The 26,344-nt window shown below is 66.3% G+C and carries 24 protein-coding genes, 3 tRNA genes and 1 pseudogene; 15 read left to right on the plus strand and 13 right to left on the minus strand.

The window, feature by feature from the left end; all coding sequences use genetic code 11:
- Positions 1-15: 15 nt before the first annotated feature.
- Positions 16-1,578 carry a methyl-accepting chemotaxis protein gene (locus ACSFA5_RS10775; protein ID WP_435443999.1) on the plus strand — a complete coding sequence of 521 codons (1,563 nt, stop codon included), beginning with the start codon at positions 16-18 and terminating at the stop codon, positions 1,576-1,578.
- An 18-nt stretch (positions 1,579-1,596) separates the two neighbouring features.
- On the opposite strand, the gene ACSFA5_RS10780 is transcribed toward ACSFA5_RS10775, so the two are convergent.
- On the minus strand, positions 1,597-2,439 hold the full coding sequence (locus tag ACSFA5_RS10780) for an Ivy family c-type lysozyme inhibitor (protein ID WP_435444000.1): 843 nt from the start codon (positions 2,437-2,439) through the stop codon (positions 1,597-1,599).
- A gap of 22 nt (positions 2,440-2,461) precedes the next feature.
- The gene (gene nth / locus ACSFA5_RS10785; RefSeq protein ID WP_435444001.1) at positions 2,462-3,109 is read right to left on the minus strand and encodes an endonuclease III; all 648 of its coding nucleotides are present in this window, start codon (positions 3,107-3,109) and stop codon (positions 2,462-2,464) included.
- A 108-nt stretch (positions 3,110-3,217) separates the two neighbouring features.
- Between nth and ACSFA5_RS10790 the strand changes: the two genes are divergently transcribed.
- Complete coding sequence (locus tag ACSFA5_RS10790; protein ID WP_435444002.1) at positions 3,218-4,405, plus strand: aminotransferase-like domain-containing protein; 1,188 nt, start codon at positions 3,218-3,220, stop codon at positions 4,403-4,405.
- 13 nt (positions 4,406-4,418) lie between these two features.
- Here ACSFA5_RS10790 and ACSFA5_RS10795 read toward each other — a convergent pair whose 3' ends face one another.
- Entirely contained in the window at positions 4,419-4,646 is a 228-nt protein-coding gene (locus ACSFA5_RS10795; protein ID WP_435444003.1) for a hypothetical protein, read from the minus strand.
- Between the two features lie 72 nt (positions 4,647-4,718).
- Between ACSFA5_RS10795 and ACSFA5_RS10800 the strand changes: the two genes are divergently transcribed.
- Positions 4,719-5,045 carry a DUF6172 family protein gene (locus tag ACSFA5_RS10800; RefSeq protein WP_435444004.1) on the plus strand — a complete coding sequence of 109 codons (327 nt, stop codon included), beginning with the start codon at positions 4,719-4,721 and terminating at the stop codon, positions 5,043-5,045.
- A 16-nt stretch (positions 5,046-5,061) separates the two neighbouring features.
- On the opposite strand, the gene ACSFA5_RS10805 is transcribed toward ACSFA5_RS10800, so the two are convergent.
- The 5 genes from ACSFA5_RS10805 to mfd are packed head-to-tail and all read right to left on the minus strand — an operon-like array spanning position 5,062 to position 11,065.
- Positions 5,062-6,138, minus strand: coding sequence for an Ldh family oxidoreductase (locus ACSFA5_RS10805; protein ID WP_435444005.1), 1,077 nt, complete (start codon positions 6,136-6,138; stop codon positions 5,062-5,064).
- A complete protein-coding gene (serB, locus tag ACSFA5_RS10810) occupies positions 6,135-6,857 on the minus strand; it encodes a phosphoserine phosphatase SerB (protein WP_435444006.1) in 723 nt (240 codons plus the stop codon). Before serB ends, ACSFA5_RS10805 begins: the two co-directional genes overlap by 4 nt.
- Positions 6,857-7,252, minus strand: a complete 396-nt coding sequence (locus ACSFA5_RS10815; RefSeq protein ID WP_435444007.1) for a type II toxin-antitoxin system VapC family toxin — start codon at positions 7,250-7,252, stop codon at positions 6,857-6,859. The genes serB and ACSFA5_RS10815 overlap by 1 nt, the downstream gene beginning before the upstream one ends.
- The gene (locus tag ACSFA5_RS10820; protein ID WP_435444008.1) at positions 7,252-7,512 is read right to left on the minus strand and encodes a hypothetical protein; all 261 of its coding nucleotides are present in this window, start codon (positions 7,510-7,512) and stop codon (positions 7,252-7,254) included. Before ACSFA5_RS10820 ends, ACSFA5_RS10815 begins: the two co-directional genes overlap by 1 nt.
- Positions 7,513-7,564: 52 nt before the next feature.
- Complete coding sequence (gene mfd, locus ACSFA5_RS10825; RefSeq protein ID WP_435444009.1) at positions 7,565-11,065, minus strand: transcription-repair coupling factor; 3,501 nt, start codon at positions 11,063-11,065, stop codon at positions 7,565-7,567.
- A gap of 117 nt (positions 11,066-11,182) precedes the next feature.
- On the opposite strand from mfd, the gene ispD reads away from it, so the two are divergent.
- Both ispD and ispF read left to right on the plus strand, forming a co-directional pair.
- The gene (ispD, locus tag ACSFA5_RS10830) at positions 11,183-11,905 is read left to right on the plus strand and encodes a 2-C-methyl-D-erythritol 4-phosphate cytidylyltransferase (RefSeq protein WP_435444010.1); all 723 of its coding nucleotides are present in this window, start codon (positions 11,183-11,185) and stop codon (positions 11,903-11,905) included.
- The gene (gene ispF / locus ACSFA5_RS10835; protein WP_435444011.1) at positions 11,902-12,390 is read left to right on the plus strand and encodes a 2-C-methyl-D-erythritol 2,4-cyclodiphosphate synthase; all 489 of its coding nucleotides are present in this window, start codon (positions 11,902-11,904) and stop codon (positions 12,388-12,390) included. The genes ispD and ispF overlap by 4 nt, the downstream gene beginning before the upstream one ends.
- Before the next feature lie 31 nt (positions 12,391-12,421).
- On the opposite strand, the gene ACSFA5_RS10840 is transcribed toward ispF, so the two are convergent.
- Both ACSFA5_RS10840 and ompR read right to left on the minus strand, forming a co-directional pair.
- Complete coding sequence (locus ACSFA5_RS10840; protein WP_435444094.1) at positions 12,422-13,855, minus strand: sensor histidine kinase; 1,434 nt, start codon at positions 13,853-13,855, stop codon at positions 12,422-12,424.
- A gap of 74 nt (positions 13,856-13,929) precedes the next feature.
- Complete coding sequence (gene ompR / locus ACSFA5_RS10845; protein WP_007837017.1) at positions 13,930-14,661, minus strand: osmolarity response regulator transcription factor OmpR; 732 nt, start codon at positions 14,659-14,661, stop codon at positions 13,930-13,932.
- 137 nt (positions 14,662-14,798) lie between these two features.
- On the opposite strand from ompR, the gene ACSFA5_RS10850 reads away from it, so the two are divergent.
- Positions 14,799-15,191, plus strand: coding sequence for a hypothetical protein (locus ACSFA5_RS10850; RefSeq protein ID WP_435444012.1), 393 nt, complete (start codon positions 14,799-14,801; stop codon positions 15,189-15,191).
- A 73-nt stretch (positions 15,192-15,264) separates the two neighbouring features.
- Complete coding sequence (locus ACSFA5_RS10855) at positions 15,265-15,969, plus strand: SIMPL domain-containing protein (protein ID WP_435444013.1); 705 nt, start codon at positions 15,265-15,267, stop codon at positions 15,967-15,969.
- 51 nt (positions 15,970-16,020) lie between these two features.
- Here the strand turns inward: ACSFA5_RS10855 and ACSFA5_RS10860 are convergent.
- A pseudogene (locus ACSFA5_RS10860) lies at positions 16,021-16,536 on the minus strand (3-hydroxybutyrate dehydrogenase); the annotation flags it as partial.
- Between the two features lie 78 nt (positions 16,537-16,614).
- Here ACSFA5_RS10860 and ACSFA5_RS10865 point away from each other — a divergent pair.
- The 6 genes from ACSFA5_RS10865 to rimO all read left to right on the plus strand — a co-directional run bounded on the left by ACSFA5_RS10865 (position 16,615) and on the right by rimO (position 22,663).
- Positions 16,615-17,616, plus strand: coding sequence for an alpha/beta fold hydrolase (locus ACSFA5_RS10865; RefSeq protein WP_435444014.1), 1,002 nt, complete (start codon positions 16,615-16,617; stop codon positions 17,614-17,616).
- 56 nt (positions 17,617-17,672) lie between these two features.
- A complete protein-coding gene (locus ACSFA5_RS10870) occupies positions 17,673-19,862 on the plus strand; it encodes a RelA/SpoT family protein (RefSeq protein ID WP_435444095.1) in 2,190 nt (729 codons plus the stop codon).
- 48 nt (positions 19,863-19,910) lie between these two features.
- A tRNA-Val gene (locus ACSFA5_RS10875) sits at positions 19,911-19,987 on the plus strand.
- 169 nt (positions 19,988-20,156) lie between these two features.
- Entirely contained in the window at positions 20,157-20,525 is a 369-nt protein-coding gene (locus ACSFA5_RS10880; protein WP_435444015.1) for a hypothetical protein, read from the plus strand.
- Positions 20,526-20,596: 71 nt separating this feature from the next.
- Positions 20,597-21,157 (plus strand): polyhydroxyalkanoate synthesis repressor PhaR, encoded by a 561-nt coding sequence (phaR, locus tag ACSFA5_RS10885; protein ID WP_435444096.1) that lies wholly within the window; start codon positions 20,597-20,599, stop codon positions 21,155-21,157.
- Between the two features lie 99 nt (positions 21,158-21,256).
- Entirely contained in the window at positions 21,257-22,663 is a 1,407-nt protein-coding gene (rimO, locus tag ACSFA5_RS10890) for a 30S ribosomal protein S12 methylthiotransferase RimO (protein WP_435444016.1), read from the plus strand.
- Between the two features lie 81 nt (positions 22,664-22,744).
- On the opposite strand, the gene ACSFA5_RS10895 is transcribed toward rimO, so the two are convergent.
- Positions 22,745-22,829 (minus strand) — tRNA-Leu (locus tag ACSFA5_RS10895).
- A 236-nt stretch (positions 22,830-23,065) separates the two neighbouring features.
- Positions 23,066-23,150, minus strand: a tRNA-Leu gene (locus ACSFA5_RS10900).
- 81 nt (positions 23,151-23,231) lie between these two features.
- On the opposite strand from ACSFA5_RS10900, the gene rnr reads away from it, so the two are divergent.
- A complete protein-coding gene (gene rnr / locus ACSFA5_RS10905; protein ID WP_435444017.1) occupies positions 23,232-25,523 on the plus strand; it encodes a ribonuclease R in 2,292 nt (763 codons plus the stop codon).
- A 54-nt stretch (positions 25,524-25,577) separates the two neighbouring features.
- Positions 25,578-26,342, plus strand: coding sequence for an SDR family oxidoreductase (locus ACSFA5_RS10910; protein ID WP_435435966.1), 765 nt, complete (start codon positions 25,578-25,580; stop codon positions 26,340-26,342).
- Positions 26,343-26,344: the final 2 nt, after the last annotated feature.

Genomic DNA, 26,344 nt, shown 5'->3' on the forward strand with positions numbered 1-26,344 from the left:
CCTTGGAGCCTGCACATGTTCGATCTCTCGAATCTCAAAATCGGCGCCCGCCTCGGACTGGGTTTTGCGCTGTTGCTTTTGTTGCAACTCGTCATCGCGGGCATCGGCCTGCACGAGATGGCGAACCTGTCGGAGCGCATCGCGTTCGCGACCGAGGTGGGGGCGCGCAAGCTGGACCAGCTGAACAACGTGCAGTCGGCCATCGGCAAACGTGCCATTGCGGCGCGCAACCTGGCCCTGGTGACGGACCCGGCCTTGCAGAAGGGCGATGTCGACCTGGTGTCGCGTTCCCAGCGCGAGATCGACAACGGCCTGCAGAACCTGGCGACGGTCATGGCCGACGCGGGCTCGACCACTGCCGAGGAGCGCCAGATGCTGGAGAAGCTGCGCGCGCTGGAGGCGCAGTACCTGCCCATTGCCACCAAGGTGCTGACGCTGGCGACCTCGAACCAGACCGAGGCGGCCGTGAAGGTGCTGACGCAGGACTGCATGCCGTTGCTCAACCAGGTGCTGGCGCATGTCTCCACCTTCCAGCAACTGCTGAAGAAAAGCGCCGACGACAGCGCGGCCTCCGCCCAGGCCGCTTACCAGCGGGCCAAGTGGGTCATCTTGTCGATCAGCGGTGCGTCGCTGGTGGGCGGGCTGCTGCTGGCGTTTCGCATGACGCGCTCCATCACCGTGCCGCTCGGGCAGGCGGTGACGGTCGCGCAGCAGGTGGCCGCCGGCGACCTGACGGCGCGCATCGAGGTGGTCGACAGGTCGGAGTCCGGCCTGCTGATGAACGCGCTGCGCTCGATGAACGACGAGCTGGCCAAGGTGGTCGGGCAGGTGCGCGCGGGCACCGATTCCATCGCCACCGCATCGGGTCAGATCGCCACGGGCAACCGCGACCTGTCGTCGCGCACCGAGGAGCAGGCCAGCTCGCTGGAGCAGACGGCCGCGTCCATGCAGGAGCTCACGTCCACCGTGAAGCAGAACGCGGACAACGCGCGCCTGGCCAACCAGCTGGCCGACTCGGCCTCCCAGGTGGCGTCGCGCGGCGGCGCGGTGGTCGACCAGGTGGTGGAGAAGATGGCGTCCATCAATGCGTCGTCCCGCAAGGTGGTGGAGATCATCGGCGTGATCGACGGCATTTCGTTCCAGACCAACATCCTGGCGTTGAACGCGGCGGTGGAGGCTGCCCGTGCCGGCGAGCAGGGGCGGGGTTTTGCCGTGGTGGCCTCGGAGGTGCGCAACCTGGCCCAGCGCTCGGCGGCGGCGGCCAAGGAAATCAAGACGCTGATCGGCGACTCGGTGAACGAGGTGCACGCGGGCAGCGCGCTGGTCAACGAGGCCGGCAAGACCATGGAAGAAATCATGGGCAGCGTGCGGCGGGTGACGGACATCATGGCCGAGATCACCTCGGCCAGCCAGGAACAGAGCACGGGCATCGAGCAGGTCAACGACGCCATCAAGCAGATGGACCGCACCACGCAGCAGAACGCGGCGCTGGTGGAGGAGGCCTCGGCCGCCGCGCAGTCGATGAACGATCAGGCGGCGGGGCTGGTCGATGCGGTCAGCATGTTCAAGCTGCGCTGAGCCTTCATCCGGTTCGGCTCAGTTTTTCTGGCGCCACTGCGCGCGCCAGAGCTTTTCCAGTTGCGGTGCCAGCGCCACCGGCGGCGTGCCGACCAGGCGGTTGCGCCCGTCGCGCTGCACCAGCCCGTAGATGCGGCCCGAGCCCTGGTCGTACAGGGCGATGGCGTTGTTGTCGTAGCAGTCGTGCGGTTTGCAGAAGGCGTGCAGCAGGTAGCGCGTGCCCTCGACCGTGACCCATTGCGGCTCGGGCGCGGGGCCTTCGCGGCGCACCAGCCAGCGGTCGTTCTCGCGCGCGCCGAGCGCTGCGCGCCAGGCCTTCTGCATGGCGGGGCCCTGGGCCAGCGCGGCGGGGCTGCCGGTGGGCGGCGGTGGCGCCTTGGCGACCGGTGCCTCGGCGGGCGGAGGCGCCGCGCGGACGGCGCCGTCGCAGCGCCAGTAGCGCAGCTTCATCATCTCGGGCCCGAGCTGGCCGGCGACGGGCTTGTCGGCGTCCAGCGTGATCGACTGGCCGCGCGCGTCGCGGTAGACGAGGAAGGTCATGGCGCCCGCCTTGGGGGCCTCGCCGATCAGCGCCACGTCGAAGCCGGCCGGCGGCGTGCGGTTGCCGAAGAAGCTGTAGGCCGTTTGCGGCGCACGGCCGACCACGCGGCGCTTGCCGCTTTCGGCGATCAGCATGTCCTGGCGCACCTGCAGCGTGGGCGCGGCGGCATCGGCGCAGGCGGTGGACCAGCGCCCGCCGTAGAGCGCCATGGCGTCGGGCTGGAGGCCGGCTGTTGGCTGTGCCCAGGCCGCTGCCGGGAGCAGGGCGGCCAGCGTGGCAGCCGCGAGCAGCGTCGAGATTCGCTTTGTCTGTGTCGTCATTCTTTGCTGGATGGTCATGCGGTCATGTCGTCTTGGGCGCGGGCGTCTTGGGCTTGTAGGCGCAGAAGGTGTGCACCGCGCACTCCCAGCAGCGCGGCTTGCGCGCCACGCACACGTAGCGCCCGTGCAATATCAGCCAGTGGTGGGCGTGCAGGCGGTATTCGGGTGGCACGCGCTTCTCCAGCTTGAGCTCCACCTCCAGCGGCGTCTTGCCCGGCGCCAGGCCGGTGCGGTTGCCCATGCGGAAGATGTGCGTGTCGACCGCGATGGTCGCTTCGCCGAAGGCCACGTTCAGCACCACGTTGGCGGTCTTGCGGCCCACGCCGGGCAGGGCCTCCAGCTCGGCGCGCGTGCGCGGTACCTCGCCGCCGTGCAGCTCCACCAGCATGCGGCAGGTCTCGATCAGGTGTTTGGCCTTGCTGCGGTACAGGCCGATGGTCTTGATGTAGTCCTCGAGCCCTTCCACGCCCAGGTCGTGGATGGCCTGCGGCGTGTTCGCCACCGGAAACAGCCTGGCGGTGGCCTTGTTCACGCCCACGTCGGTGGCCTGCGCGGAGAGCAGCACGGCGGCCAGCAGTTCGAAGGGCGTGGTGTATTCGAGTTCGGTCCGGGGCTCGGGGTTGGCCGCCTGCAGGGTGGCGAAGAAGAGGGGGATGTTGTCTTTTTTCATGGGGCGGGGGTCGGCTGTAACGCAATATATCGTTGAAAGCACATGGCCTTACGCAGCTTTGTTGACCGCTGCTTTCGCGACAATGTCGCCCAGAAAGTGAGACTGACCATGCAATTCGCCTCCCGCCTCGACAACGTCGAAACCTCCGCCATCCGCGAACTCTTCAAGCTGCTGGGCACGCCCGGCATCATCAGTTTCGCGGGCGGTTTTCCGGACAGCGCCATGTTCGACGTCGAGGGGCTGAAAGAGGCGAGCCAGAAGGCGCTCACCGAGGAACCCGGCGGCGCGCTGCAATACGGCGCCACCGAAGGCTACGAGCCGCTGCGCACGCAGCTCAGTGCCTTCATGAAGACCAAGGGCGTGGACGTGGACCCCAGCGGCCTGATCGTCACCACCGGCAGCCAGCAGGCGCTCGACCTGCTGGGCAAGACCATGATCTCGCCCGGCGACAAGGTCATCGTCGAAGGCCCGACCTTCCTGGCCACCATCCAGTGCTTTCGCCTGTACGGCGCGCAGCTCATCAGTGCGCCCATCGACGAAAACGGCGTGAAGACCGACGAACTGGAAAAGCTCATCGCCGAGCACAAGCCCAAGTTCGTCTACCTGATCCCCACCTTCGGCAACCCCAGCGGCGCCATGCTGAGCCTGGAGCGCCGCAAGAAGGTGCTCGCGCTGGCCGTGAAGTACCAGACGCTGGTGGTGGAAGACGACCCCTACGGCGACCTGTACTTCGGTGAAGCACCGCCGCCGTCGATCCTGGCGCTGGCCAAGGACGTGCCCGGCAGCCGCGAGCTCATCGCCCACTGCGGCAGCCTGAGCAAGGTGCTGAGCCCCGGCCTGCGCATCGGCTGGATGATCGCGCCGGCCGAGCTGCTGTCCAAGGCCACCATGTGCAAGCAGTTCAGCGACGCGCACACCAGCACTTTCGCGCAGGCCACCGCCGCGCAGTACCTCAAGAGCGGGCGCATGCCCGGCACGCTGGCGCATGTGCGCGAGGTGTACGGCCAGCGCGCGCAGGCCATGGGCGCCGCGCTGAAGCGCGAGCTGGGCGATGCGGTGAGCTTCACGCAGCCCCACGGCGGTTTGTTCTTCTGGGCGCGCCTGACGGGCGCCAACGGCAAGCTGGCCGATGCCAACGTGCTGGCCAAGCGGGCGATCGAGAAGCTGGTGGCCTTCGTGCCCGGCGCGCCGTTCTTCGCCGAGAACCCCGATGTGGCCACCCTGCGCCTGAGCTTTGCCACGGCCGACGTGGCCAGGATCGAGGAAGGCGTCAAGCGCCTCGGCGAGGCGCTTTAAAAGACGCTGTCAGTCAAGGGGACCGGTGCAGCCGGGGCGCTGCCAGCAGGTTCAGGTTGTCCGCCACGGCCGCATCCACGTTCGGGTAGCGGCCTTTCATCTTTGACAGCGTCATGATGGTCTGCAGCGCCTTCAGGTCCTTGACCGAGGGCGCGACCTTGATCTGCGCGATGGCCGCGGATGCGTTGCCTCCGTTGACCAATGCCATCACCTTGCTTGCCCAGTCGTTCGCGCGCGCCATATTTTTCACCTGCTTTCAATAGAGCCGCCGACTGTACACAGGACAGCCGGGGGCCATTGGTTACCATCACCCATGAGAAAAACCTTTCAGCTTCAGGTCGAGGGCAAGCACCCCGACCGTCACCTCGAAGCCATCAAGCACGAGATCCGCAAGTACATCAAGCGCGAACGCCGGCGCGTTCTGCCCGAAGGCTCGGACTTCTGGGACTTCGATTGCAAGTTCGGCGCGGCAGAAGAATCCGCCGAAGTCGTTCATCTTTCCGCCATCACCGGCCTGATCGACGGTGTGGTCAAGGAGGCCGGCACGCAGTTCTATGTCGAGGTCGTGGCCAAGCCGGGCAAGCGCGCACCGCGCCCCGCCGGCGACAAGCCGCAAGAAGACCCGTCCGACGAAGACTGAGCCTTCAGCTCCCAGTTCAGTTCAGCAAGGCACGGGCCAGCGCAAGCCCGTGGCGCCGCTCCGCATCCTGCAGCGAGCGCGCAATCGACGGGTGCAGCCGCACCCCGCTCGCAGCCTGCGCTTCCCGACGCTTCAACCCGCCTTCGCCCGGCAGCCGCACAGGCTTGTCCGGGTCGATGGGCGTGTTGCCCCGGCATTGCGCGGCCACGTGGTCCATCTGGCGCAGAAAGGCATCTTTGCCGCCGAAGGCGTTCAGGTCGTGCAGCGTGATGTGCACGGTCGCACCCCAGCCTTCGGGCGGATCGGCGCGGCCGTGGCCCGCGAGGCCGGCCGTGAGCGTCTCGACCAGCAGCGCCATGCCGTAGCCCTTGTGGCCGTGGCTCAGGCCGCCCACGGGCAGCAGCGTGCCGGGCGGCTGGTCGAACAGCACCTGCGGGTTGTTCGACGGCTTGCCGGCGGCGTCGATCAGCCATTCCTCGGCGAAGGTCTCGCCGGCCGCGCGCTTGCGGTTGCTCATGCCGTTGGTGGTGATGGAGGCCGAAATGTCGACCATCACGCCGCCCTGCGACAGCGGAAAGCCCATGGCCAGCGGGTTGGGTGTGAACACGGCCTGCGTGCCGCCGAAGGGGGCGACGCTGGCCGCGTTGGGGTCGGAGCAGGCCAGCAGCATGAGCATGTCTTCCTGCAGCGCGCGCAGCATGTAGACCGCGAGGCAGGCGATGTGGTGGCTGCGGCGGATGACGAGCGATGCGGTGCCCAGTTCGCGCGCACGCGGCACCAGCAAGTCCATGGCCTGGTCCATGAGCCACGGGCCGGGCAGGCGCTTGCCGTCCCACAGCACGGCGGCGGGGCGGTCGGACAGCACCTCGGGTGTGCCGTCGCGTGTCATGCCGCCCGACTCGATCTCTTTCACATAGCCTGCAAGCAGCGCGAGGCCGTGCGTGTCGTGGCCCAGCAGGTCTCCTTCGACGAGGGTGCGGGCGACGCTGTCGGACATCGATGCGGCAAGGCCGGCTTTTTGCAGCAGGGCGCTGGCGTAGTCCTTGAGTGCGTCGGCGCGGTAGAGGGGTGCGTCTGCTGCGGCGTTGGTCATTTCAGGATCTCCAGCAGGCGGTCGAGTCCGCCTTCATTGATGGCCACCATGGCCTGTTCGCGCACCTTCGGCTTTGCGTGGTACGCCACGGACAGACCGGCTTCGCCCATCATCGGCAGGTCGTTCGCACCGTCGCCGACGGCGATGGTTTCTTGCGGCGAGATGCCCATGAGCGACGCCACTTCCAGCAACGTGCGGCGTTTTTCGGCGCCGTCGCAGATGTCGCCCCAGCTTTGCGTGACCACTTGGCCTGTGAGCTTGCCGTCGGCCTCGTCGAGCAGGTTGGAACGCGCGAAGTCGATGCCCAGGCGGTCCTTCACGCGGTTCGCGAAGAAGGTGAAGCCGCCCGACACCAGCAGCACCTTCAGGCCCGCCTTCTTGCAGGCCGCGACCAGCTCGGTGGCGCCAGGGTTGAGCCTCAGCCGCTCGTCGTACACCTGCTGCAAGGCCTGAACGGGCACACCCTGCAGCAACGCCACGCGGCGGCGCAGGCTTTCCTTGAAGTCCTTGATCTCGCCGCGCATCGTGGCTTCGGTGATGGCGGCCACCTCGGCCTTTTTGCCGACAGCGTCGGCAATTTCGTCGATGCACTCGATGTTGATCAGCGTCGAGTCCATGTCGAACGCGATCAGCTTGAAATCGGCGAGCTTCAGCGGCGGCGCGAAGTGCTGAACGACGAGGCCGGAGGCGATCTCCGCGGAGGGGAAAAGAGTGGTCATCAGTCGTACCAGTTTTCGACGCGCAGGCCGGGCACTCGCGTGAATTCCCGGGTGTTGCGAGTAACGACGATCAGGTTGTGCGCCAACGCCGTGCCGGCGACCAGCAGATCGTAGGGGCCTATTGGCGTCCCTGTTTCAGAAAGCGCCTGGCGCAGTTGCCCGGCGCGGATTGCGCTCGCGTGATCCAGCGGCAGGCAGACATGACGTCGGCGCGCATCTTCGATGAAGAGGCGCATCGGCCCCGGGTTGCTGGAGCGTGCCAAGCCGAATTCGATTTCGAACAGGCTGACGCTGCTGAAATACAGCAGCGCCGGATCAGTGGCATCGATGCGTTCCCGATAGCGTCCTTGCCCCTTGAACGCGTAGATCAGCGGATTGGTGTCCAGCAAAAACATCAGAGCGATTCGCGTGGCGCATCAACGCCCAGATCGCTATGGCGGTCGGGGCCCAGTAAAAAGTCCAGCCCATCGTCGCCGCCCTTGGCTCGCAGCCGGTCGATTTCGGCCCAGAAGGCAGAGCGATCTGTGCCGAGCTGGCGCTTTTCAGCCTCGGCGAATTGTGCAAACCAGCGGCTCAACGACAAGCCGGCGCGGGCTGCGGCGCTTTTGGCCGCATCCAGCGTGTCGTCTTCGAGATAGATGGTGACTTGAGACATGAACATCCTCCTTGAGGAAAATTACACGCGCAATTATATAAGTGCAGCGCACTTATACAACGGCTGCAGGGCTTTCCTTGACGATGGGTTGTCCGAGGCTGCGCAGCACATCGCGCACCATCTGCGCGCGCTCCTTCGGCTCCTTGAGTTCGCGCTCGATGCGCAGCTTCTCGTTGCCGGCCAGCTTGATGTGCTTGTTCTTCTGGATCAGCTGGATGATGGCCATCGAGTCGACCGGCGGGTCTTTCTTGAACGTGATGTTGATGATGCCCGGCGCGGCATCGACCTTGATCACGCCGTAAGGCCGTGCCAGCACGCGCAGCCGGTGCGTGTCGATCAGCGTCTGTGCCTGCGGCGGCAGCTTGCCGAAGCGGTCGACGATTTCTTCGAGCAGCGTGTCGATCTGGTCGGGCGTCTTCGCGGTGGCCAGCTTCTTGTAGAACGACAGCCGCAGGTGCACGTCGCCGCAGTAGTCGTCGGGCAGCAGGGCGGGGGCGTGCAGGTTGATTTCGGTGGTGACCGACAGCGGCGACAGCAGGTCGGGCTCCTGCCCGGCCTTGAGCGCGCGCACCGCCTCGCTCAACATTTCGTTGTAGAGCTGGAAGCCGATCTCCATCATGTTGCCGCTCTGGTTTTCGCCCAGCACCTCGCCGGTGCCGCGAATTTCCAGGTCGTGCATGGCCAGGTAGAAGCCGGAGCCCAGTTCTTCCATCTGCTGGATGGCGTCCAGCCGCTGCGCCGCATGCTTGGTCAGGCCTTCGGTGTCGGGAACCATCAGGTAGGCATAGGCCTGGTGGTGGGAGCGCCCGACGCGCCCGCGCAGCTGGTGCAACTGCGCCAGGCCGAACTTGTCGGCGCGGCTCATCACGATGGTGTTGGCGGTGGGCACGTCGATGCCGGTCTCGATGATGGTCGAGCACAGCAGCAGGTTGTAGCGCTGCGCCACGAAGTCGCGCATCACGCGCTCCAGCTCGCGCTCGGGCATCTGGCCGTGGGCCACGGCGATGCGGGCCTCGGGCAATATCTCTTCGAGCTTCTGGCGGCGGTTCTCGATGGTCTCGACCTCGTTGTGCAGGAAGTACACCTGCCCGCCGCGCTTCAACTCGCGCAGCACCGCCTCGCGGATCACGCCCGTGCCTTCGTTGCGCACGAAGGTCTTGATGGCCAGGCGCCGCTGCGGCGCGGTGGCGATCACGCTCAGGTCGCGCAGGCCCTCGAGTGCCATGCCCAGCGTGCGCGGAATGGGCGTGGCGGTGAGTGTGAGCACGTCGACCTCGGCGCGCATCGCCTTCATCGCCTCCTTGTGGCGCACGCCGAAGCGGTGCTCCTCGTCGATGATGAGCAGGCCCAGGTTCTTGAACTTGATCGACGGCGACAGCAGCTTGTGCGTGCCGATCACGATGTCGACCGTGCCCTCGGCCAGACCCTTGGCCGCCGCGGAAATTTCCTTGGCCGAGCGGAAGCGGCTCATTTCGGCCACCCGCACCGGCCACTTGGCGAAGCGGTCGACCAGCGTCTGGTAGTGCTGCTCGGCCAGCAGCGTGGTCGGCGCGAGAAACGCGACCTGCTTGCCGCCGGTGACCGCGATGAACGCGGCGCGCAGCGCCACCTCGGTCTTGCCGAAGCCCACGTCGCCGCACACCAGGCGGTCCATCGGCTGCGGCGAGATCATGTCCTGCACCACGGCATGGATCGCGGCCTTCTGGTCGGCCGTTTCCTGGAAGCCGAAGTCGTTGCTGAACACCTCGTAGTCGGCCGGCGAGTAGCGGAAGGCATGGCCCTCTCGCGCGGCGCGGCGGGCGTAGATGTTGAGCAGCTCGGCGGCGGAGTCGCGCACCTGTTCGGCGGCCTTGCGCTTGGCTTTTTCCCATTGGCCGGAGCCCAGCCGGTGCAGCGGGGCCTCGTCGGCGCTGACGCCGGTGTAGCGGCTGATCTGATGCAACTGGCTCACGGGCACGTAGAGCGTGGCCTTGTCGGCATACTCCAGGTGCAGCATTTCCTGCAGCAGCGGCTTGCCCTCGGCGTCCACGCCCTGGCCCAGGTCCATGTGGATCAGGCCGCGGTAGCGGCCGATGCCGTGGGCGCTGTGGACCACCGGGTCGCCGACGTTGAGCTCGGACAGGTCCTTGATCAGCGCCTCGACGTCGCTGACTTGTTCTTGCCGCTTGTTGCGCCTGCGCGTGGTGGGCGCGGTGGCGAACAGCTCGGTCTCGGTGACGAGGTCGATGCCCTGTTCGCGCCAGGCGAAGCCCGAGGCCAGCGCGGCGGTGGCGATGCCGATCTTTTCGTCGGGCGAGGCCTGGAACTCGGCCAGCGAATCGAAGGCCGGCGGGCTCACGCCGCTGGCGCGCAGGAAGTCGAGCAGGCTTTCGCGGCGGCCGTCGCTCTCGGCGATCAGCAGCACGCGGTGCGGAGTGGCCTTGATGTGGGCCTTCAGGCCGACCAGCGGGTCTTCGGCGCCGCGCACCACGGCGAAGGGCGGCAGGCTGTCGAACTCGGCGTACGGTGTTTCGGTGGGCGCGTCGCCGCCTGCAAGCCCGCGGATGGCCAGTTGCGCGTATGGCTTGACGCGCTGGTAGAACTGCTCTGCGTTCAGGAACAACGCCTCGGGCGGCAGCGCCGGGCGCTCGGGGTCGCCCTGCACCAGGCGGTAGCGCTCGTTGGTGTCCTGCCAGAAATGCTGGAACGCGGGTTCGAGGTCGCCGTGCAGCACCACGGTGGCGTCGGGGCCCAGGTAGTCGAACACCGTGGCCGTCTCGTCGAAGAACAGCGGCAGGTAGTACTCGATGCCGGCGGTGGCCACGCCGTTGCCCATGTCCTTGTAGATGCGGCTCTTGGTCGGGTCGCCTTCGAGCAATTCGCGCCAGCGGCTGCGAAAGCGCCCGCGTGCGTCGTCGTCCATCGGGAACTCGCGGCCCGGCAGCAGGCGCACCTCGGGCACGGGGTACAGGCTGCGCTGGGTGTCGGGATCGAAGGTGCGGATCGAGTCGATCTCGTCGTCGAACAGGTCGACGCGGAACGGCACCAGCGAGCCCATGGGGAACAGGTCGATCAGCCCGCCGCGCACCGCATACTCACCCGGGCTCACCACCTGCGTCACGTGGCTGTAGCCGGCCAGCGTGAGCTGGGCCTTGAGCCTGGACTCTTCCAGCTTCTGCTTGGCCTTGAAGTGGAAGGTGTAGCCGGCCAGGAAAGACGGGGGCGCCAGCCGGTAGAGCGCGGTGGTGGCGGGCACCAGCACCACGTCGGCCTCTTTCTGGCTGATGCGCCACAGGGTGGCCAGCCGCTCGCTGATCAGGTCCTGGTGCGGCGAAAAGCTGTCGTAGGGCAGCGTTTCCCAGTCGGGGAACAGGGCGCAGCGCAGGTCGGGCGCGAAGAAGGCGATCTCGTCGATGAGCCGCTGCGCGTCGTTGGCGTCGGCGGTGAACATCGCCGTGGCGCGGCCCGCGGCCTTCTCGCGCATGGCCAGCTGGGCCAGCAGCAGGGCATCGGCCGACAACGGGGGGCGCGGCAGCGTGAAACGCTTGCCCGCCGGGAGGTGGGGGAGGTCCATGGAACGCTTAAAAAATGCACAACACCCCGCGCCGGCTGGCGAGGGGTGTGTGGAGCGCTCAATTCTAGAATGGCTGCCCTCCATTCGCTTGTCGGCCATTGCCGACGCCGGGCCCTCATGTCTTCTTCCCGACTTTTCGTGCTGATCCCGTGCGCCGGCTCCGGCCACCGCGCGGGCCATGCGCAGTCCACCGTGCCCAAGCAATACCGGCGGCTGGCCGGCGCGCCGATGGTGGCCCACACGCTGGAGGCCTTTCGTGCGCTGGCAGGGCGGTTCGCCGGGCTGGCGCTGGTGGTGTCGCCGGACGACCGCGAGGTGGATGCAGCGCTGCCGCGCTTTCCTGCGGACAACGAGCACCTGCTGCGCGTGGGTGGCGTGACCCGCGCGGCCACCGTGCGCAACGGCCTGGCGGCGCTGCGCCAGAAGGGTGCCGGGGCCCACGACTGGGTGCTGGTGCACGACGCGGCGCGCTGCCTGGTCACGTCAAGCCAGATCGAGGCGCTGGTCGCGGCCTGCGAGCACGACGCCGTGGGCGGTCTGCTGGCGCACCGGCTGGCCGACACGCTGAAGGCGTCGACGACGGAAGGCCGCGTGTCGCAGACCCTGTCGCGCGCCGACAAATGGCTGGCCCAGACCCCGCAGATGTTCCGCATCGGCATGCTGCTCGACGCGCTGGAGCGCACGGGCGACGCCGTGACCGACGAGGCCGGCGCCATCGAGGCCGTCGGGCTGTCGCCGCTGCTGGTGCCGGGCAGCGCGCAGAACTTCAAGGTCACGTTCCCCGAAGACTTTGCACTGGCCGAGGCGTTGCTGCTCGCCCGCAAGAAGGACATGGCATGACGTCGCCGTTCAACATCCGCGTGGGCGAGGGCTGGGACGTTCACCAACTGGTGGCCGGGCGCAAGCTCATTCTGGGCGGCATCGAGGTGCCGCACACCACCGGCCTGCTGGGGCATTCGGACGCCGACGTGCTGCTGCACGCCATCACCGACGCGCTGCTGGGCGGGGCCGGGCTGGGCGACATCGGCCGGCATTTTCCCGACACCGACCCGCAGTTTCGCGGCGCCGATTCGTCGGTGCTGCTGGCCGAGGCGGCGCGCCGGGTGCGCGCTGCGGGCTGGGAAATCGGCAATGTCGACAGCACCGTGATCGCGCAGGCGCCCAAGCTGGCGCCGCACATTCCGCTCATGTGCCAGCGCATCGCCGACACGCTGGGCGTGGCGCTGGCGCAGGTGAATGTGAAGGCCAAGACGGCCGAGAAGCTCGGGCCGGTGGGCGAGGGCCGCGCGATGGAGGCGCGCGCGGCGGTCCTGCTGCACCGCTGAGGCGGGCTCAGCGGCTCAGCCGATCAGGAGATCAACCGATCATCCCGGGGCCGGCCGGCTTCTTGCCGCCCTGCGGCTCGCCCGGCTTGGGCGCCGGCATGGCGCGCGGCATCCGGATGTGCGCCGCCAGGCCGCGGCCCGGCGTGCTGGTGAGCGCGAAGGTGCCACCCATGCGCTCGATGTTCTTCGCCACGATCGACAGGCCCAGGCCCGCACCGGCCGCCGAGGTGCGCGCCGCATCGCCGCGGAAGAAGGGCTTGGTCAGCTGCGAGAGCAGGGCGGGCTCCACGCCCGCGCCGTGGTCGCGCACCTTGATCAGCACCGCGTCGTTGTTGGCCTGCGCCTGGATCGTGACGTCGGCCACGCCGGTAGAGGGCGTCTTGCCATAGCGCCGCGCGTTCTCGACCAGGTTCGAAATGACGCGCGTGAGCTCGACCTCGTCGCCCATCACCCGCAGGTCGGGCGGGACCTCGACCTTGATGTTCATCTCCTCGTAGTCCTGCACGGCGTAGGTGCAGGCGTCGACCACGTCGCGCAGCAGCACCGGGCGCGGATCGACATGGTCGGGCCGCGCGTAGTCGAGAAACTTGTCGATGATGGCGTCGAGCTGGGCGATATCGGCCGCCATGTGGTCGCGCGCATCTTCGTCGGCCACGCTCATCTCGGTTTCCAGCCGCAGGCGCGCCAGCGGCGTGCGCAGGTCGTGCGAGATGCCGGCCAGCATGATGGCGCGGTCCTGCTCGATCTTGGCAAGCTGGTCGGCCATGCGGTTGAAGCCGATGTTGACCGCGCGAATCTCGTTGGTGCGGGCGCGCTCGTCGAGCCGGTGCGCCTCGTATTCGCCTTCGCGCACCTGCATGGTCGCGCGCGACAACTGCTTGAGCGGCAGGTTGATGAGCCGCGTGATCAGCGCCGCGCCGGCCAGCGACAGCGCCATGGCCGTGCTGAGCCACACCAGCCAGGTGCGCCCGCCCACGCGGCTGAAGCGCGTGGGGTCGAGCAGCAGCCAGTAGGTGTCGCTCTCGATGGTGAAGCCGATCCACAGGCCTGCCTCGTCGTTGACGCGGCTGGCCACCGTGGTGCCTTCGCCGAGCTGGTCGATCAGCTCCTCGGTGACGCGCAGGTCGAGCGCGCCGCTGGTGTAGGGCTGAAAGCGGTCGTTGGGTTCGCGCGGCAGGATGCGCACGCCCTCCTGGTCGGCCAGTGTCTTGATCAGCGACACCCGCGTGATGGCGTCCGAATACACCAGCGCCGCGCGCGTGAGGTTCACGAGCGAGGCGATCTGGTGCGCGGTTTGAATGGCGCGCGGCTCGTATTCGAGCGAGCGGAAGGTCTGCAGCCAGGCGACCGTGCAGCCGATCAGCAGCAGCGCCAGCAGGAAGAAGGTGCGCCAGAAAAGGCTGAAGCCCAGCTTGAGGCCGGGTCGACGGTCGCGCGCCGCGCTGGCCTCCAGCGGGCTCGGCATGGTGACCTGTGCGCCGTCCTCCTGCGAGTGGCCCGGTCTGGCGGATTGGCCGATGGCCACCTCTCAGCGGCGCGTCAGGCCGTGCCGTCCGGCACGAACACGTAGCCCACGCCCCAGACGGTCTGGATGTAGCGCGGCGCCGCGGCGTCGGACTCGACCAGCTTGCGCAGGCGCGAGATCTGCACGTCCAGGCTGCGGTCAAAGGGCTCGAACTCGCGCCCGCGCGCCAGCTGGGCCAGCTTTTCGCGCGACAGCGGTTGACGCGGATGGCGCACCAGCGCCTTCAGCATCGCGAACTCGCCGGTGGTCAGCGAGAGCTCTTCGCCATCCTTCTTCAGGGTGCGCGAGCCGAGATCGAAGGCGAACGGACCGAAGGTGACGGTCTCGTTCTCCGTGGAGGGCGCACCCGGCGCTTCGAGCGGCGGACGGCGGCGCAGCACTGCATGCACACGGGCCAGCAGTTCGCGCGGGTTGAAGGGCTTGCCCAGGTAGTCGTCGGCGCCGACTTCGAGGCCGACGATGCGGTCGACGTCCTCGCCCTTGGCGGTGAGCATGATGATCGGTGTACGGTCGTTGGCGGCACGCAGGCGGCGACAGACCGAGAGGCCGTCTTCGCCGGGCATCATCAGGTCGAGCACGATCAGGTCGACCGTGTCGCGCAACAGGATGCGGTTGAGCGCCTTGCCGTCCTCGGCCACGATCACTTCGAATCCTTCCTGCGTCAGGTAGCGGCGCAGGAGGTCGCGGATGCGGGCGTCGTCGTCGACGATCACGATCTTGTCAGTGCGAGCGGGAACTTGAGTCATTTCTACAACGATGAATTTGTAACAGCGCTGATTCTGAAGGCGTTGTGCCGTCGAAGCGCCGGATTTACTTATGGTTTGACACTAAGTTACAAAACTTGCGGACGCACGCGGTCTGGTCATCCGACGTTCGTCCAGAGGTGGCAAAGTTCCCGCTGCTTTATGACTTTTGCTCAATGAGACTTACTTTTTCCTCGCTGCCGCTCGTCCTCGTTTTCGCCTGCGGCCCGTCGCAGGCGGTGTCCGGCGATTTCCTCAGGGTGGGCGAAGTGCGCCGCAGCGAGGTGCGGGATGCCGTGGCGGCCCACCGCGCCGCGCAGCGTGAGGAGGTGCAGCGTGAAGAGGCCGCCGCCGGCCGGCGCCTCACCGCGGCCGAGCTGTTCGAGTTGCGCCAGCAGGTGCGCGGCCAATGGACCCCGCCCGCCGCGGGGGCTCTGAGCGATTCGGCAGAATCGCAGCCGGCCGAGCGCATCGTGCCGGCGCCGATCGCCGTGGACCGTTTGCTGACAGCGCCGCGCAGCCAACGCCGCTGAGGCACTGTCGACGCGCGGGCCGGTCTGCCACCGCGGGCCTGTCTTTCATACCAATTCCTGAGAGTTCTTCGTCTTGAAAAAAATCAAATTGCTCGCGGCCTGCGCCGCCCTGGCCGTGGCCGGCACCGCACTGGCACAAAACGTTGTCGCACCCGCACCGCAAAACGTGCTGCAGCTGGCTGCTTCCGGCACCGTCGAGGTCCAGCAGGACTTGCTGAGCATGACGCTGTCGACCACCCGCGACGCGACCGACGCCGCCACCGTGCAGTCGCAGTTGAAGGCCGCGCTCGATGCTGCGCTGACCGAAGCGAAGAAGAACGCGCAACCGGGCCAGCTCGACGTGCGCACCGGCAACTTCAGCCTGTCGCCGCGCTACACGAAGGACGGCAAGATCAACGGCTGGCAGGGCTCGAGCGAACTGGTGCTCGAAGGGCGCGACTTTCCGCGCATCACCCAGGCGGCTGGCCGCATCAGCACGCTCACCGTGGCCAACGTGGGCTTCGGCCTGAGCCGCGAGCAGCGCGCCCGGACCGAGACCGAGGCACAGAACATCGCCATCGAGAACTTCAAGCAGAAGGCCGGCGAGCTGGCCAAGGGCTTCGGCTTCGCCGGCTACACGCTGCGCGAGGTGTCGGTGAACGCCAGCGACAGCGGCCCGATCCGCCCGCGCATGATGGCGATGCAGGCCAAGTCGTTCTCGGCCGATGCGGCGGTGCCGGTCGAGGCCGGCAAGACCAGCGTGGTGGTGAGCGTGTCGGGCGCGGTGCAGCTCAAGTAAGAGGAGCGAAAAAAGAGCGCCTCGGCGTTGCGCCTACCGCTGGGCTAACCCTTACTGGGCAGTCCAGCCGCCGTCCATGGCCCAGGCCACGCCGCGGACCTGATCTGCCGCTGGCGAGCACAGAAAGACGGCAAGGCCCCCCAGTTGCTCGACGGTGGTGAACTGCAGCGAGGGCTGCTTTTCGCCCAGCAGTTCGTTCTGCGCCTGTGCGGCGGTGATGCCTTCGCGCGCCGCGCGGTCGTCGATCTGCTTTTGCACCAGCGCGGTGAGCACCCAGCCGGGGCAGATGGCATTGGCCGTGACGCCCGTGGTCGCGGTCTCGAGCGCGACCGACTTGGTCAGGCCGACGATGCCGTGCTTGGCCGCCACGTAGGCCGATTTCTGCGCAGAGGCGACGAGGCCGTGCGCCGAGGCGATGTTGATCACGCGGCCCCAGTTGGCTTCGCGCATCGCCGGAATCGCCAGGCGCGTCGTATGGAAGGCGCTGGTGAGGTTGATGGCGATGATGGCGTCCCAACGTTCGGCAGGGAAGTCCTCGACCTTGGCCACATGCTGGATGCCGGCGTTGGCCGATGCCGCTGGTGGACCCCGTGACGAGAGCGGTTTTGCCTTTGAGCATGCAGTTCAATCTCCGGATGAATTAGGATGCGACGAGACCATTATCCGCACCAGAACGACCTCGTTTTCATGACCGAACCGACGCTTCATTACGTGGCGTGCGACGACGCCCAGGGCGGCCATCGCATGGCCTATTGGCAATGGGGCGACGCACGCAGCGCGCATGTCGTGGTCTGCGTGCACGGCCTGACCCGGCAGGCGCGCGATTTCGACGCACTGGCGCAGGCCATCGTGGCGCGCGCCGGCGGCAAGGTGCGTGTGGTCTGCCCCGACGTGGTGGGGCGCGGGCGCAGCGACTGGCTGCGCGATGCGGCTTTCTACCAGGTGCCCGTGTACGCGGCCGACATGATGGCGCTGGTTGCGCAACTGCACCGTGAACAGGCGATCGACACGCTCGACTACATCGGCACCAGCATGGGCGGGCTGATCGGCTTCGTGCTGGCGGGCCACAAGGAACTGCCGCTCGCTCGGCCCATTCGCCGCTTCGTCGCCAACGACGTCGGCCCGACCATCGAACCTGCGGCCGTGCAGCGCATCGGCGCCTATGTCGGCAAGAGCGGCCAGTACGCGAGCGTGCAGGCAGCGGCCGATGCCATGTGGGCGCTGTCGACCACGTTCGGTCCTCACACGCCGGCCCAGTGGCTGGCGCTGTCGCAGCACATGGTGGTGCCTGCGTCGAAGCGCAGCGCCGATGGTTCGGCCAAGGTCGATGCGGCCACCGGTGCCGACGATGCCGCGGGCGCCTGGTTGCTGCATTACGACCCCGCCATCGGCGTGGCGCTGCGCGCCATCACCCCCGAAGCGGCGACCCAGGGCGGCGCGATCATGTGGGGCTTGTACGACGCCATCGAGGCACGCACGCTCGTCACACGCGGCACGGTTTCCGATCTGCTGTCGCGCGAGACAGCCCTGGCCATGACACAGCGCGGCCCGCGTGCGGCACTGGTCGAGTTCGAAGGCGTGGGCCACGCGCCGACCTTCGTCGATCCCGCGCAGATCGCGGCAGTCACCGACTTCCTGTTCGATTGAGCGGCGTGAAGCGCGATTCCTCCAGCCTCCAGACGGCGCCCCTGTCCGACGCGGCCATGGTCGACTATCCGTTGTCCGCGGCCACGGCCGACCGTACGCCAGTCATGGAGAACATGCTGGCGCGCGCCCGTGCGTTCGCCGAGCCGCTGATCGCCGACGAAAAGCTCGACACGGGCGAGAACACGCTCGCACATGCCGATGCCGTGGCCGCCATCGTCGCCAAGATGGGCGGCTCCGAAGCCATGCAGGCCGCGAGCTACCTGGTGTATGCCTGCCAGCACCTGAACCGACCGCAGGAAGTGATCGCCAAGGTGTTCGGCGACAACTTCGCCGCGCTCGCGGTAGAGACCACCAAGCTGGTGCGCGTGCAGGAGCAGGCGCGCTCGGCCTCGCAGGCGCACCAGATCGAAGGTGCGAACGCGCAGACCGAGAACGTGCGCAAGATGCTGCTGGCGTTTTCGCGCGACCTGCGCGTGGTGATGTTGCGGCTGGCGTCACGCCTGCAGACCTTGCGGCACGCCGCCGCGAGCAAGCAGCCGGCGCCCGAGAGCGTGGCGCGCGAGTCGCTGCAAGTGTTCGCACCGCTGGCCAACCGGCTGGGCATCTGGCAGGTGAAGTGGGAGATCGAAGATCTTTCGTTCCGCTTCCTCGAGCCCGAAACCTACAAGCTGATTGCGAGGCTGCTCGACGAGAAGCGCATCGAGCGCGAAGGTCACATCGAGCAACTGCGTTCGCAACTGGAACGCGAGCTGCAGGAAGAGGGTGTCAAGGCCACCGTGCAGGGGCGCCCGAAGAACATCTACAGCATCGTGAAGAAGATGCGGGGCAAGTCGCTCGACTTCGCTCAGGTCTTCGACATTCTTGCGCTGCGCGTGGTGGTGCACGACGTCAAGGACTGCTATGCGGCCCTGGCGTGGGTGCATTCGCACTTCCAGCCGATCGACGAAGAGTTCGACGACTACATCGCGCGGCCCAAGCCCAATGGCTATCAGTCGCTGCACACGGTGGTGCGCGAGCTCGTCGACGGCAAGGCGGGCAAGCCGATCGAGATTCAGATCCGCACCGAAGAAATGCACGACCACGCCGAGCATGGCGTGGCCGCGCACTGGGCCTACAAGGAAGCAGGCCACAAAGGCTACGCAGGCGTGTGGGCCAGCGGCGAGTACGACGCGAAGATCGCGGTGCTGCGGCAACTGCTGGCGTGGGAGCGCGATCTGTCGGGCGGGTTGCAGGGACAGGGACTCTTCGACGACCGTATTTATGTGCTGACGCCGGATGCAGCGATCGTCGAGCTGCCGCAGGGCGCGACGCCGGTCGACTTTGCCTACACCGTGCACACGACGCTGGGTCACCGCTGCCGCGGCGCGCGGGTCGACGGCGCGATGGTGCCGCTGAACACGCCGCTGTCGAACGGGCAGACGGTCGAGATCATTGCCGCCAAGGAAGGCGGGCCTTCGCGCGACTGGCTCAATGCGGAACTGGGGTATCTCGCCAGCCACCGTGCGCGCGCCAAGGTGCGTGCATGGTTCAACGCCCAGATCACGCACGAGACCGTGGCGCGCGGACGCGAGGCGGTCGAGAAGCTGCTGCAGCGTGAAGGCAAGACGGCCATGCGCTTGGAAGACCTGGCCTCGCAGTTGGGCTTCAAGTCGGCGGACCACCTGTTCGAAGTGGTGGGCAAGGACGAGTTCTCGCTGCGCAACATCGAGACGCTGCTGCGCCCGCCGGAGCCTGCGCCAGGGCCGGACGACGGCGTGCTCATCAAGAAGGCGCGCGGCAGCGAGAAGTCGGGCAAGGGCGGCGTGCTGGTGGTGGGCGTGTCTTCCTTGATGACGCAACTCGCCAAGTGCTGCAAGCCCGCGCCGCCCGATGCCATTCGCGGCTTCGTCACGCGGGGGCATGGTGTCAGCGTTCATCGCAGCGACTGCAGCAACTTCCGCACGATGGCGTTGAAAGACGGCGAACGCGTGATCGACGTGGAATGGGGCGTGCCCAAGAAGGGCATGGAAGTGCCCGTGTACGCGGTGGACGTGGCCGTGGAAGCGGCCGACCGCCAGGGCCTGCTGCGCGACATCTCCGACGTGTTCGCACGAGAGAAGATGAATGTGATCGGTGTGCAGACGCAGTCGATCAAGGGCACGGCGTGGATGACGTTCACGGTTGAAATCGCCGATGCCGCGAGGCTTGCGCATGTGCTCGGCGTGGTCACCGCAGTGATTGGTGTTAGATCTGCGCGTCGCCGCTGAAAAGCGTGATTTCTCCTGCTACAATAAGTGCTTCTCGGACACATCCTTAGGCGCGTAGCTCAGCTGGTTAGAGCACCACCTTGACATGGTGGGGGTCGTTGGTTCGAGTCCAATCGCGCCTACCAATTTCTGTTCAGTCCCGGCCAACCACCGGATCAATTGAACAGAGCAGACACCGGGTTCCCCGGTGTCTCTATCGTCCTCAGTGGTAATGCAGAAAAGACCTTGGTACATCTTGTTGTGCTACCTTGATCACACTGCAAACCATTTCCCAATTTCTTGATAAGCGATCAGATGAATACGCGATCAACGCTGGTTGATCGGGCTCATGCCGACAAGCGTCTTGCCGCATTGTTGAAGCAGGCTCCCCTTGAGTTTGCGCGTGCCGTCTACGGCATCCACGACCATGCAGGTGGCCGCACCGAAACCATGGCTGCTCGCGAAGTGGCGCGCGCTCAACGTCTGGGTGTGCCTTTGACCGAGGAGCGTGCCGAACAGCGTGCCCGCGCCTACCTGCCAACAGTGGGTCAGGAGCACTGCCCGCGCTGCTGGGTGGTCTATGGGCAAAAAACCCCGCTTCATTTTCGCGAGGCGGCGCAAGATCGTCCCGAGACCGCGTCCTGCCATTCATGCGGCGCGGAGTACGCGACATCGCCGGACTGAAAGAGCCGCGCGCGGTCAGGGTAAACCTTGTCGCGGCGCAGCAAAACCGCTCCCTAGAATCATCCGATGACATGGGCGTCCATGTGAAGGAGTCCGCAGTGCAGAGCAAGAAGTCCGGGGTCAAGCCGGTACAGCGTGTGATCAAGAAGTACCCCAACCGAAGGCTCTACGACACCGAGACATCCACGTACATCACGCTCGCCGAGGTGAAGCAGCTGGTCATCCAGAGCGCCCAGTTCGTGGTGCGCGATGCCAAGACTGGCGACGACCTCACCCGCAGCATTCTTTTGCAGATCATTCTGGAAGAAGAGGCGGGCGGTGCGCCGATGTTCACCGAGCAGGTGCTTTCCCACATCATCCGCTTCTACGGGCAGGCGATGCAGGGTTACATGGGGCCCTACCTGGAGAAGAACATCCAGGCCATGACCGAGGTGCAGGCCCAGTTGGCCGACAAGGCCGAGGGCCTGACGCCGGAGATGTGGTCGCGCTTCATGAGCATGCAGTCGCCCATGCTCCAGGGGCTGATGGGCAACTACGTCGAGCAGTCCAAGAGCGTTTTTCTGCAGATGCAGGAGCAGATGCAGAAAAACACAGAGCAGGTATTGGGGGCCTTTGGCATCAAGCGTCCCTGAACGCCGCGCGGCCGCCCGAAGGTGCTTGCCCCGCGGCCGGGAATGGAGGTTGTCCAATGGTGTCCCCGCTGTCGCCGATAGCTGGGACAATAGAGGCATATGAGCGAAGTTGCCTCCCCCGAACGTACGACCAAGTCGACCGCCCCCAAGGTCGGCTTTGTAAGCCTGGGCTGCCCCAAGGCCTTGACCGATTCCGAATTGATCCTGACCCAGCTGAGTGCCGAGGGTTATCAAACCGCAAAGACTTTCGAAGGTGCCGATCTGGTGATCGTCAACACCTGCGGCTTCATCGACGATGCCGTGCGGGAAAGCCTGGACACCATCGGTGAAGCGCTGGCCGAAAACGGCCGCGTGATCGTCACCGGCTGCCTGGGCGCCAAGACCGGCGACCAGGGCGGCAACCTCGTGCGCCAGATGCACCCGAGCGTGCTGGCTGTTACCGGTCCGCATGCCACGCAAGAGGTGATGGATGCGGTGCACGCGAACCTGCCCAAGCCGCACGATCCGTTCATCGACCTGGTGCCGAACACCTTCGGCGTGGCGGGCCTGAAGCTGACGCCGCGCCACTACGCCTACCTGAAGATCAGCGAAGGCTGCAATCACCGCTGCACCTTCTGCATCATTCCCTCGATGCGTGGCGACCTCGTGTCGCGCCCGGTCGGCGACGTGTTGAGCGAGGCCAAGGCCCTGTTCGAAGGCGGCGTGAAAGAACTGCTGGTGATCAGCCAGGACACCTCGGCCTACGGCGTCGACGTGAAGTACCGCACCGGCTTCTGGGACGGCAAGCCGGTCAAGACCCGCATGCTCGAACTGGTGCGCACATTGGGCGAAATCGCCGAGCCTTATGGCGCGTGGGTTCGCCTGCACTACGTGTACCCGTACCCCAGCGTCGACGAGATCATTCCGTTGATGGCCAGTGGCTCGGTCCTGCCGTACCTGGACGTGCCGTTGCAGCACAGCCACCCCGATGTGCTCAAGCGCATGAAGCGCCCCGCCAGCGGTGAAAAAAACCTGGAGCGGCTGGCGCGTTGGCGCGAGGTGTGTCCGGAACTCGTGATCCGCAGCACCTTCATCGCTGGCTTCCCGGGCGAGACGGAGCAAGAGTTCGAGCATCTGGTGGACTTCATTCGTGAAGCTGAAATCGACCGCGCCGGTTGCTTTGCCTACAGCCCGGTCGAAGGCGCCACGGCCAACGACATTCCGGGCATGCTGCCCCAGGTCGAACGCGAAGCGCGTCGCGCGCGTTTCATGGAAGTGGCCGAGGCCGTGTCGATCGCGAAGCTGCAAAGACGCATCGGCGCGACGATGCAGGTGCTGGTCGATTCGGCGCCAGGCATGGGTCGCAAGGGCGGAGTGGGGCGTACCTACGCCGATGCACCTGAAATCGACGGTACCGTCCGCCTGCTGCCGCCCGAGAAGATCAGCAAGACGCTGAAGGTCGGTGAGTTCACTCGCGCGCGCATCGTGGGCGCCGAGGGGCACGACCTGATCGCATTGCCCATTTGATGCAGATTCGAATGGACAAGAAAAAAGCCACCGGAGACCGGTGGCTTGTTTCGAATGACCTGGCGGGGGTCAGCTTGAATTTGGTGCCCAGAAGAGGACTCGAACCTCCACGATGTTACTCGCTAGTACCTGAAACTAGTGCGTCTACCAATTCCGCCATCTGGGCTTCATGCCTGCCGAAGCAGTCATGTTTTTTTGCTTTTCAGCAAAGACTCCGATCATACCAAACTTTTTGCGGCCTATTGGCAAACGAGCTCGCTCGTTTGTGCATCATTGCACCTCGCGTGTCGAAGTCCGGCCGCGTCGCCCGTTTGATGTTGATTCAAACTCAAACGGCCATGAAAAAAGCCACCGGAGACCGGTGGCTTGAATCGAATGACCTGGTAAAGGTCTGTTTAAACTTGGTGCCCAGAAGAGGACTCGAACCTCCACGATGTTACTCGCTAGTACCTGAAACTAGTGCGTCTACCAATTCCGCCATCTGGGCCCACAGAACTGCAGAAGCAGTTATGTTTTGAATTTCAGGAAAGAAGGAGATCATATCAAAAATAATGTCACTTCCAGCGGCGTGCTGGATGAATTCGAAGGAACCGTTCAAGGTCACCGCGACGGACACGGTTTCGTGCAGCGCGACGACGGCGAAGCAGACATCTATCTGCCCCCGAACGAGATGCGTGCCGTGCTTCACAAGGACCGCGTCAAGGCGCGTGTCGTGCGGCAGGACCGCCGTGGTCGTCCCGAGGGACGCGTGGTCGAGATCGTCGATCGCCCGGAGCAGCCGATCATCGGCCGCCTGCTGCACGAAGGCGGGATCTGGCTCGTTGCCCCCGAAGACAAGCGCTACGGACAAGACGTTCTGATTCCCAAGGGCGCGACCGGCCCCGCGAAGGTGGGGCAGGTTGTCGTGGTGCAGCTCACCGAGCCGCCGGCGTTGTTCGGCCAGCCCGTGGGCCGCGTGAAAGAGGTGCTGGGCGAGATCGACGATCCCGGCATGGAAATCGAAATCGCCGTGCGCAAGTACGGCGTGCCGCACGAATTTTCCGCGGAGTGCCTGGCCGAGGCCAAGGCTTTGCCCGAGAAGGTCCGTCCCGCCGACAAGAAGGGGCGCGTCGACCTCACCGACATTCCGCTCGTCACCATCGACGGCGAAGATGCGCGCGACTTCGACGACGCCGTGTACTGCGAGCCTGCGAAGGTCGGTCGTGGCAAGGGCTGGCGCTTGCTGGTGGCCATTGCCGACGTCAGTGCCTATGTGCAGACCGGTTCGGGCATCGACATCGATGCGTACGACCGCGCCACCAGCGTCTACTTTCCGCGCCGCGTCATTCCGATGCTGCCGGAGAAGCTGTCCAACGGCCTGTGCTCGCTCAACCCCGAGGTCGAGCGCCTGTGCATGGTGTGCGACATGCTGGTGGCGGCCGACGGCGAGATCTACGCCTACCAGTTCTACCCGGCCGTGATGTTCAGCCACGCGCGCTTCACGTACACCGAAGTGGCGGCCATCCTCGGCAACACGCGCGGCCCCGAAGCGGCCAAGCGCAAGGACCGCGTGAAGGACCTGCTCAACCTCGCCGAGGTCTACAAGGCGCTGCTCAAGCAGCGCGGCAAGCGCGGCGCGGTCGACTTCGAAACCACCGAGACGCAGATCATCTGTGACGACGCGGGCCGCATCGAGAAGATCGTGCCGCGCACGCGCAACGAGGCGCACCGTCTCATCGAAGAAGCGATGCTCGCGGCCAACGTCTGCAGCGCCGACTTCATCGCCGAAGGCAAGCACCCGGGCCTGTTCCGCGTGCACGAAGGCCCAACGGCCGAGAAGAAGGAAATCCTGCGCGGCTACCTGAAGGCCATGGGCGTCGGCCTGAGCATCACCGACGACCCCAAGCCGGGCGAGTTCCAGGCGATTGCCGTGGCGACCAAGGACCGCCCCGACGCGCAGCAGATCCACACCATGCTGCTGCGCTCCATGCAGCAGGCGATCTACACGCCGTTCAACAGCGGCCACTTCGGTTTGGCCTACGAGGCTTACACGCACTTCACGAGCCCGATCCGGCGCTATCCGGACTTGCTGGTGCATCGCGTGATCAAGGCGATCCTCACCAAGACGCGCTATCAGCTGCCGATGCTGCCCACGCCCGGCGAGGCGCATGCCAAGCTGGCCAAGCGCCTGGCGTCGCGCGTGAAGGCGCCGACGACGAAGCCGCAGAAGGCGACCATCGCGCCCACCAAGGAAGTGCTGGCCTGGGAGGCCGCGGGCCTGCATTGCAGCGCCAACGAACGCCGCGCCGACGAAGCCAGCCGCGACGTCGAGGCCTGGCTCAAGTGCAAGTACATGCGCGAGCACCTCGGCGAGGAATACGGAGGCGTGGTCTCGGCGGCCACCACCTTCGGCATCTTCGTCACGCTCGACGCGATGTACGTCGAAGGTCTGGTGCACATCACCGAACTCGGCGGCGAGTACTTCAAGTTCGACGAGATGCGCCAGGAGCTGCGCGGTGAGCGCACCGGCATCCGCTATGCCATCGGCACGCGCGTGCGGGTGCAGGTGAGCCGCGTCGACCTGGACGGCCGCAAGATCGACTTCCGCCTCGTGCGCGAAGGCGAAGACCTCACGTCGCGCGCCATGAAGGACAAGGGCGCCGCATCGTCGGGCGCGCCGGTCAAGGCGTCGGCCAAGCGCGGTTCGCGCCACAAGGGCGAGGCCGGCAGCCCCGAGCCGCGCGGCGAGCGTGCAGACCGCGTCGAGCGCGTGGACCATGGCGGTTCGGCCGAGGTCGGCCCGCAGTCGGCAATGCAGGCCTTCAAGTCGGCGGTCAAGAAGGCGGCCAACAAGATGAAGGGGCGCAAGCCGCGCCGCTGATGCCGTACCGCATGAACCATCGACTAAACGAAGACAAAGAAAGAGACACAGAGCATGAGCGCTGAAGACAACAAGGGCCGTATCGCCATCGTCACGGGAGCGGGCTCCGGCATCGGCCGCGCCGCCGCGCTGGCGTTGCTGGGCGACGGCTGGCGCGTGGTGCTGGCCGGGCGCCGGCTGGAGCCGCTAGAGCAGGTGGCGGAAGAATCGGGCGCCGGCGCGCGCGCTTTCGCGGTGCCCACCGACGTGGCCAAGGCCGAGTCGGTGCAGGCCCTTTTCGCCGCCACGGTCGAACGCTTCGGCCGCGTCGACCTGCTGTTCAACAACGCCGGCGTGGGCAACCCGCCGGGCCCGTTCGAGGACTGGACGCCCGAACAATGGCAAGGCGTGGTCGACATCAACCTCACGGGCATGTTCTTCTGCATCCAGCAGGCGTTCCGCACGATGAAGGCGCAGACACCGCAGGGCGGGCGCATCATCAACAACGGCTCCATCTCGGCCACCGCGCCGCGGCCCAACTCGGCCGCCTACACGTCGACCAAGCACGCGGTCGAAGGCCTGACCAAGACCGCGTCGCTCGACGGGCGCAAGTACGACATCGCGGTGGGGCAGGTGGACGTGGGCAATGCCATGACCGAACTGGCCTCGCGCATGGCCAAGGGCGTGCCTCAGGCCAACGGCGAGCTCGCGATCGAGCCGCTGATCGACGTCAAGATCGTGGGCCAGTCGGTGCTTTACATGGCCAACCTGCCGCTGGAAGCCAACGTGCTGTTCCACACCATCATGGCGACGAAGATGCCCTTCGTCGGTCGCGGCTAGAC

The sequence above is a fragment of the Variovorax monticola genome (genome assembly GCF_051216855.1).
In the GTDB taxonomy this organism is placed as follows: Bacteria; Pseudomonadota; Gammaproteobacteria; order Burkholderiales; family Burkholderiaceae_C; genus Variovorax.

Excerpts from the sequence above, each read along its gene's own strand:
- ACSFA5_RS10775 (WP_435443999.1), top strand. The coding sequence starts at position 16 with ATGTTCGATCTCTCGAATCTCAAAATCGGCGCCCGCCTCGGACTGGGT.
- ACSFA5_RS10780 (WP_435444000.1), bottom strand. The coding sequence starts at position 2,439 with ATGACGACACAGACAAAGCGAATCTCGACGCTGCTCGCGGCTGCCACG.
- nth (WP_435444001.1), bottom strand. The coding sequence starts at position 3,109 with ATGAAAAAAGACAACATCCCCCTCTTCTTCGCCACCCTGCAGGCGGCC.
- ACSFA5_RS10790 (WP_435444002.1), top strand. The coding sequence starts at position 3,218 with ATGCAATTCGCCTCCCGCCTCGACAACGTCGAAACCTCCGCCATCCGC.
- ACSFA5_RS10795 (WP_435444003.1), bottom strand. The coding sequence starts at position 4,646 with ATGGCGCGCGCGAACGACTGGGCAAGCAAGGTGATGGCATTGGTCAAC.
- ACSFA5_RS10800 (WP_435444004.1), top strand. The coding sequence starts at position 4,719 with ATGAGAAAAACCTTTCAGCTTCAGGTCGAGGGCAAGCACCCCGACCGT.
- ACSFA5_RS10805 (WP_435444005.1), bottom strand. The coding sequence starts at position 6,138 with ATGACCAACGCCGCAGCAGACGCACCCCTCTACCGCGCCGACGCACTC.
- serB (WP_435444006.1), bottom strand. The coding sequence starts at position 6,857 with ATGACCACTCTTTTCCCCTCCGCGGAGATCGCCTCCGGCCTCGTCGTT.
- ACSFA5_RS10815 (WP_435444007.1), bottom strand. The coding sequence starts at position 7,252 with ATGTTTTTGCTGGACACCAATCCGCTGATCTACGCGTTCAAGGGGCAA.
- ACSFA5_RS10820 (WP_435444008.1), bottom strand. The coding sequence starts at position 7,512 with ATGTCTCAAGTCACCATCTATCTCGAAGACGACACGCTGGATGCGGCC.
- mfd (WP_435444009.1), bottom strand. The coding sequence starts at position 11,065 with ATGGACCTCCCCCACCTCCCGGCGGGCAAGCGTTTCACGCTGCCGCGC.
- ispD (WP_435444010.1), top strand. The coding sequence starts at position 11,183 with ATGTCTTCTTCCCGACTTTTCGTGCTGATCCCGTGCGCCGGCTCCGGC.
- ispF (WP_435444011.1), top strand. The coding sequence starts at position 11,902 with ATGACGTCGCCGTTCAACATCCGCGTGGGCGAGGGCTGGGACGTTCAC.
- ACSFA5_RS10840 (WP_435444094.1), bottom strand. The coding sequence starts at position 13,855 with ATGCCGAGCCCGCTGGAGGCCAGCGCGGCGCGCGACCGTCGACCCGGC.
- ompR (WP_007837017.1), bottom strand. The coding sequence starts at position 14,661 with ATGACTCAAGTTCCCGCTCGCACTGACAAGATCGTGATCGTCGACGAC.
- ACSFA5_RS10865 (WP_435444014.1), top strand. The coding sequence starts at position 16,615 with ATGCGACGAGACCATTATCCGCACCAGAACGACCTCGTTTTCATGACC.
- ACSFA5_RS10870 (WP_435444095.1), top strand. The coding sequence starts at position 17,673 with ATGGTCGACTATCCGTTGTCCGCGGCCACGGCCGACCGTACGCCAGTC.
- ACSFA5_RS10880 (WP_435444015.1), top strand. The coding sequence starts at position 20,157 with ATGAATACGCGATCAACGCTGGTTGATCGGGCTCATGCCGACAAGCGT.
- phaR (WP_435444096.1), top strand. The coding sequence starts at position 20,597 with ATGGGCGTCCATGTGAAGGAGTCCGCAGTGCAGAGCAAGAAGTCCGGG.
- rimO (WP_435444016.1), top strand. The coding sequence starts at position 21,257 with ATGAGCGAAGTTGCCTCCCCCGAACGTACGACCAAGTCGACCGCCCCC.
- ACSFA5_RS10910 (WP_435435966.1), top strand. The coding sequence starts at position 25,578 with ATGAGCGCTGAAGACAACAAGGGCCGTATCGCCATCGTCACGGGAGCG.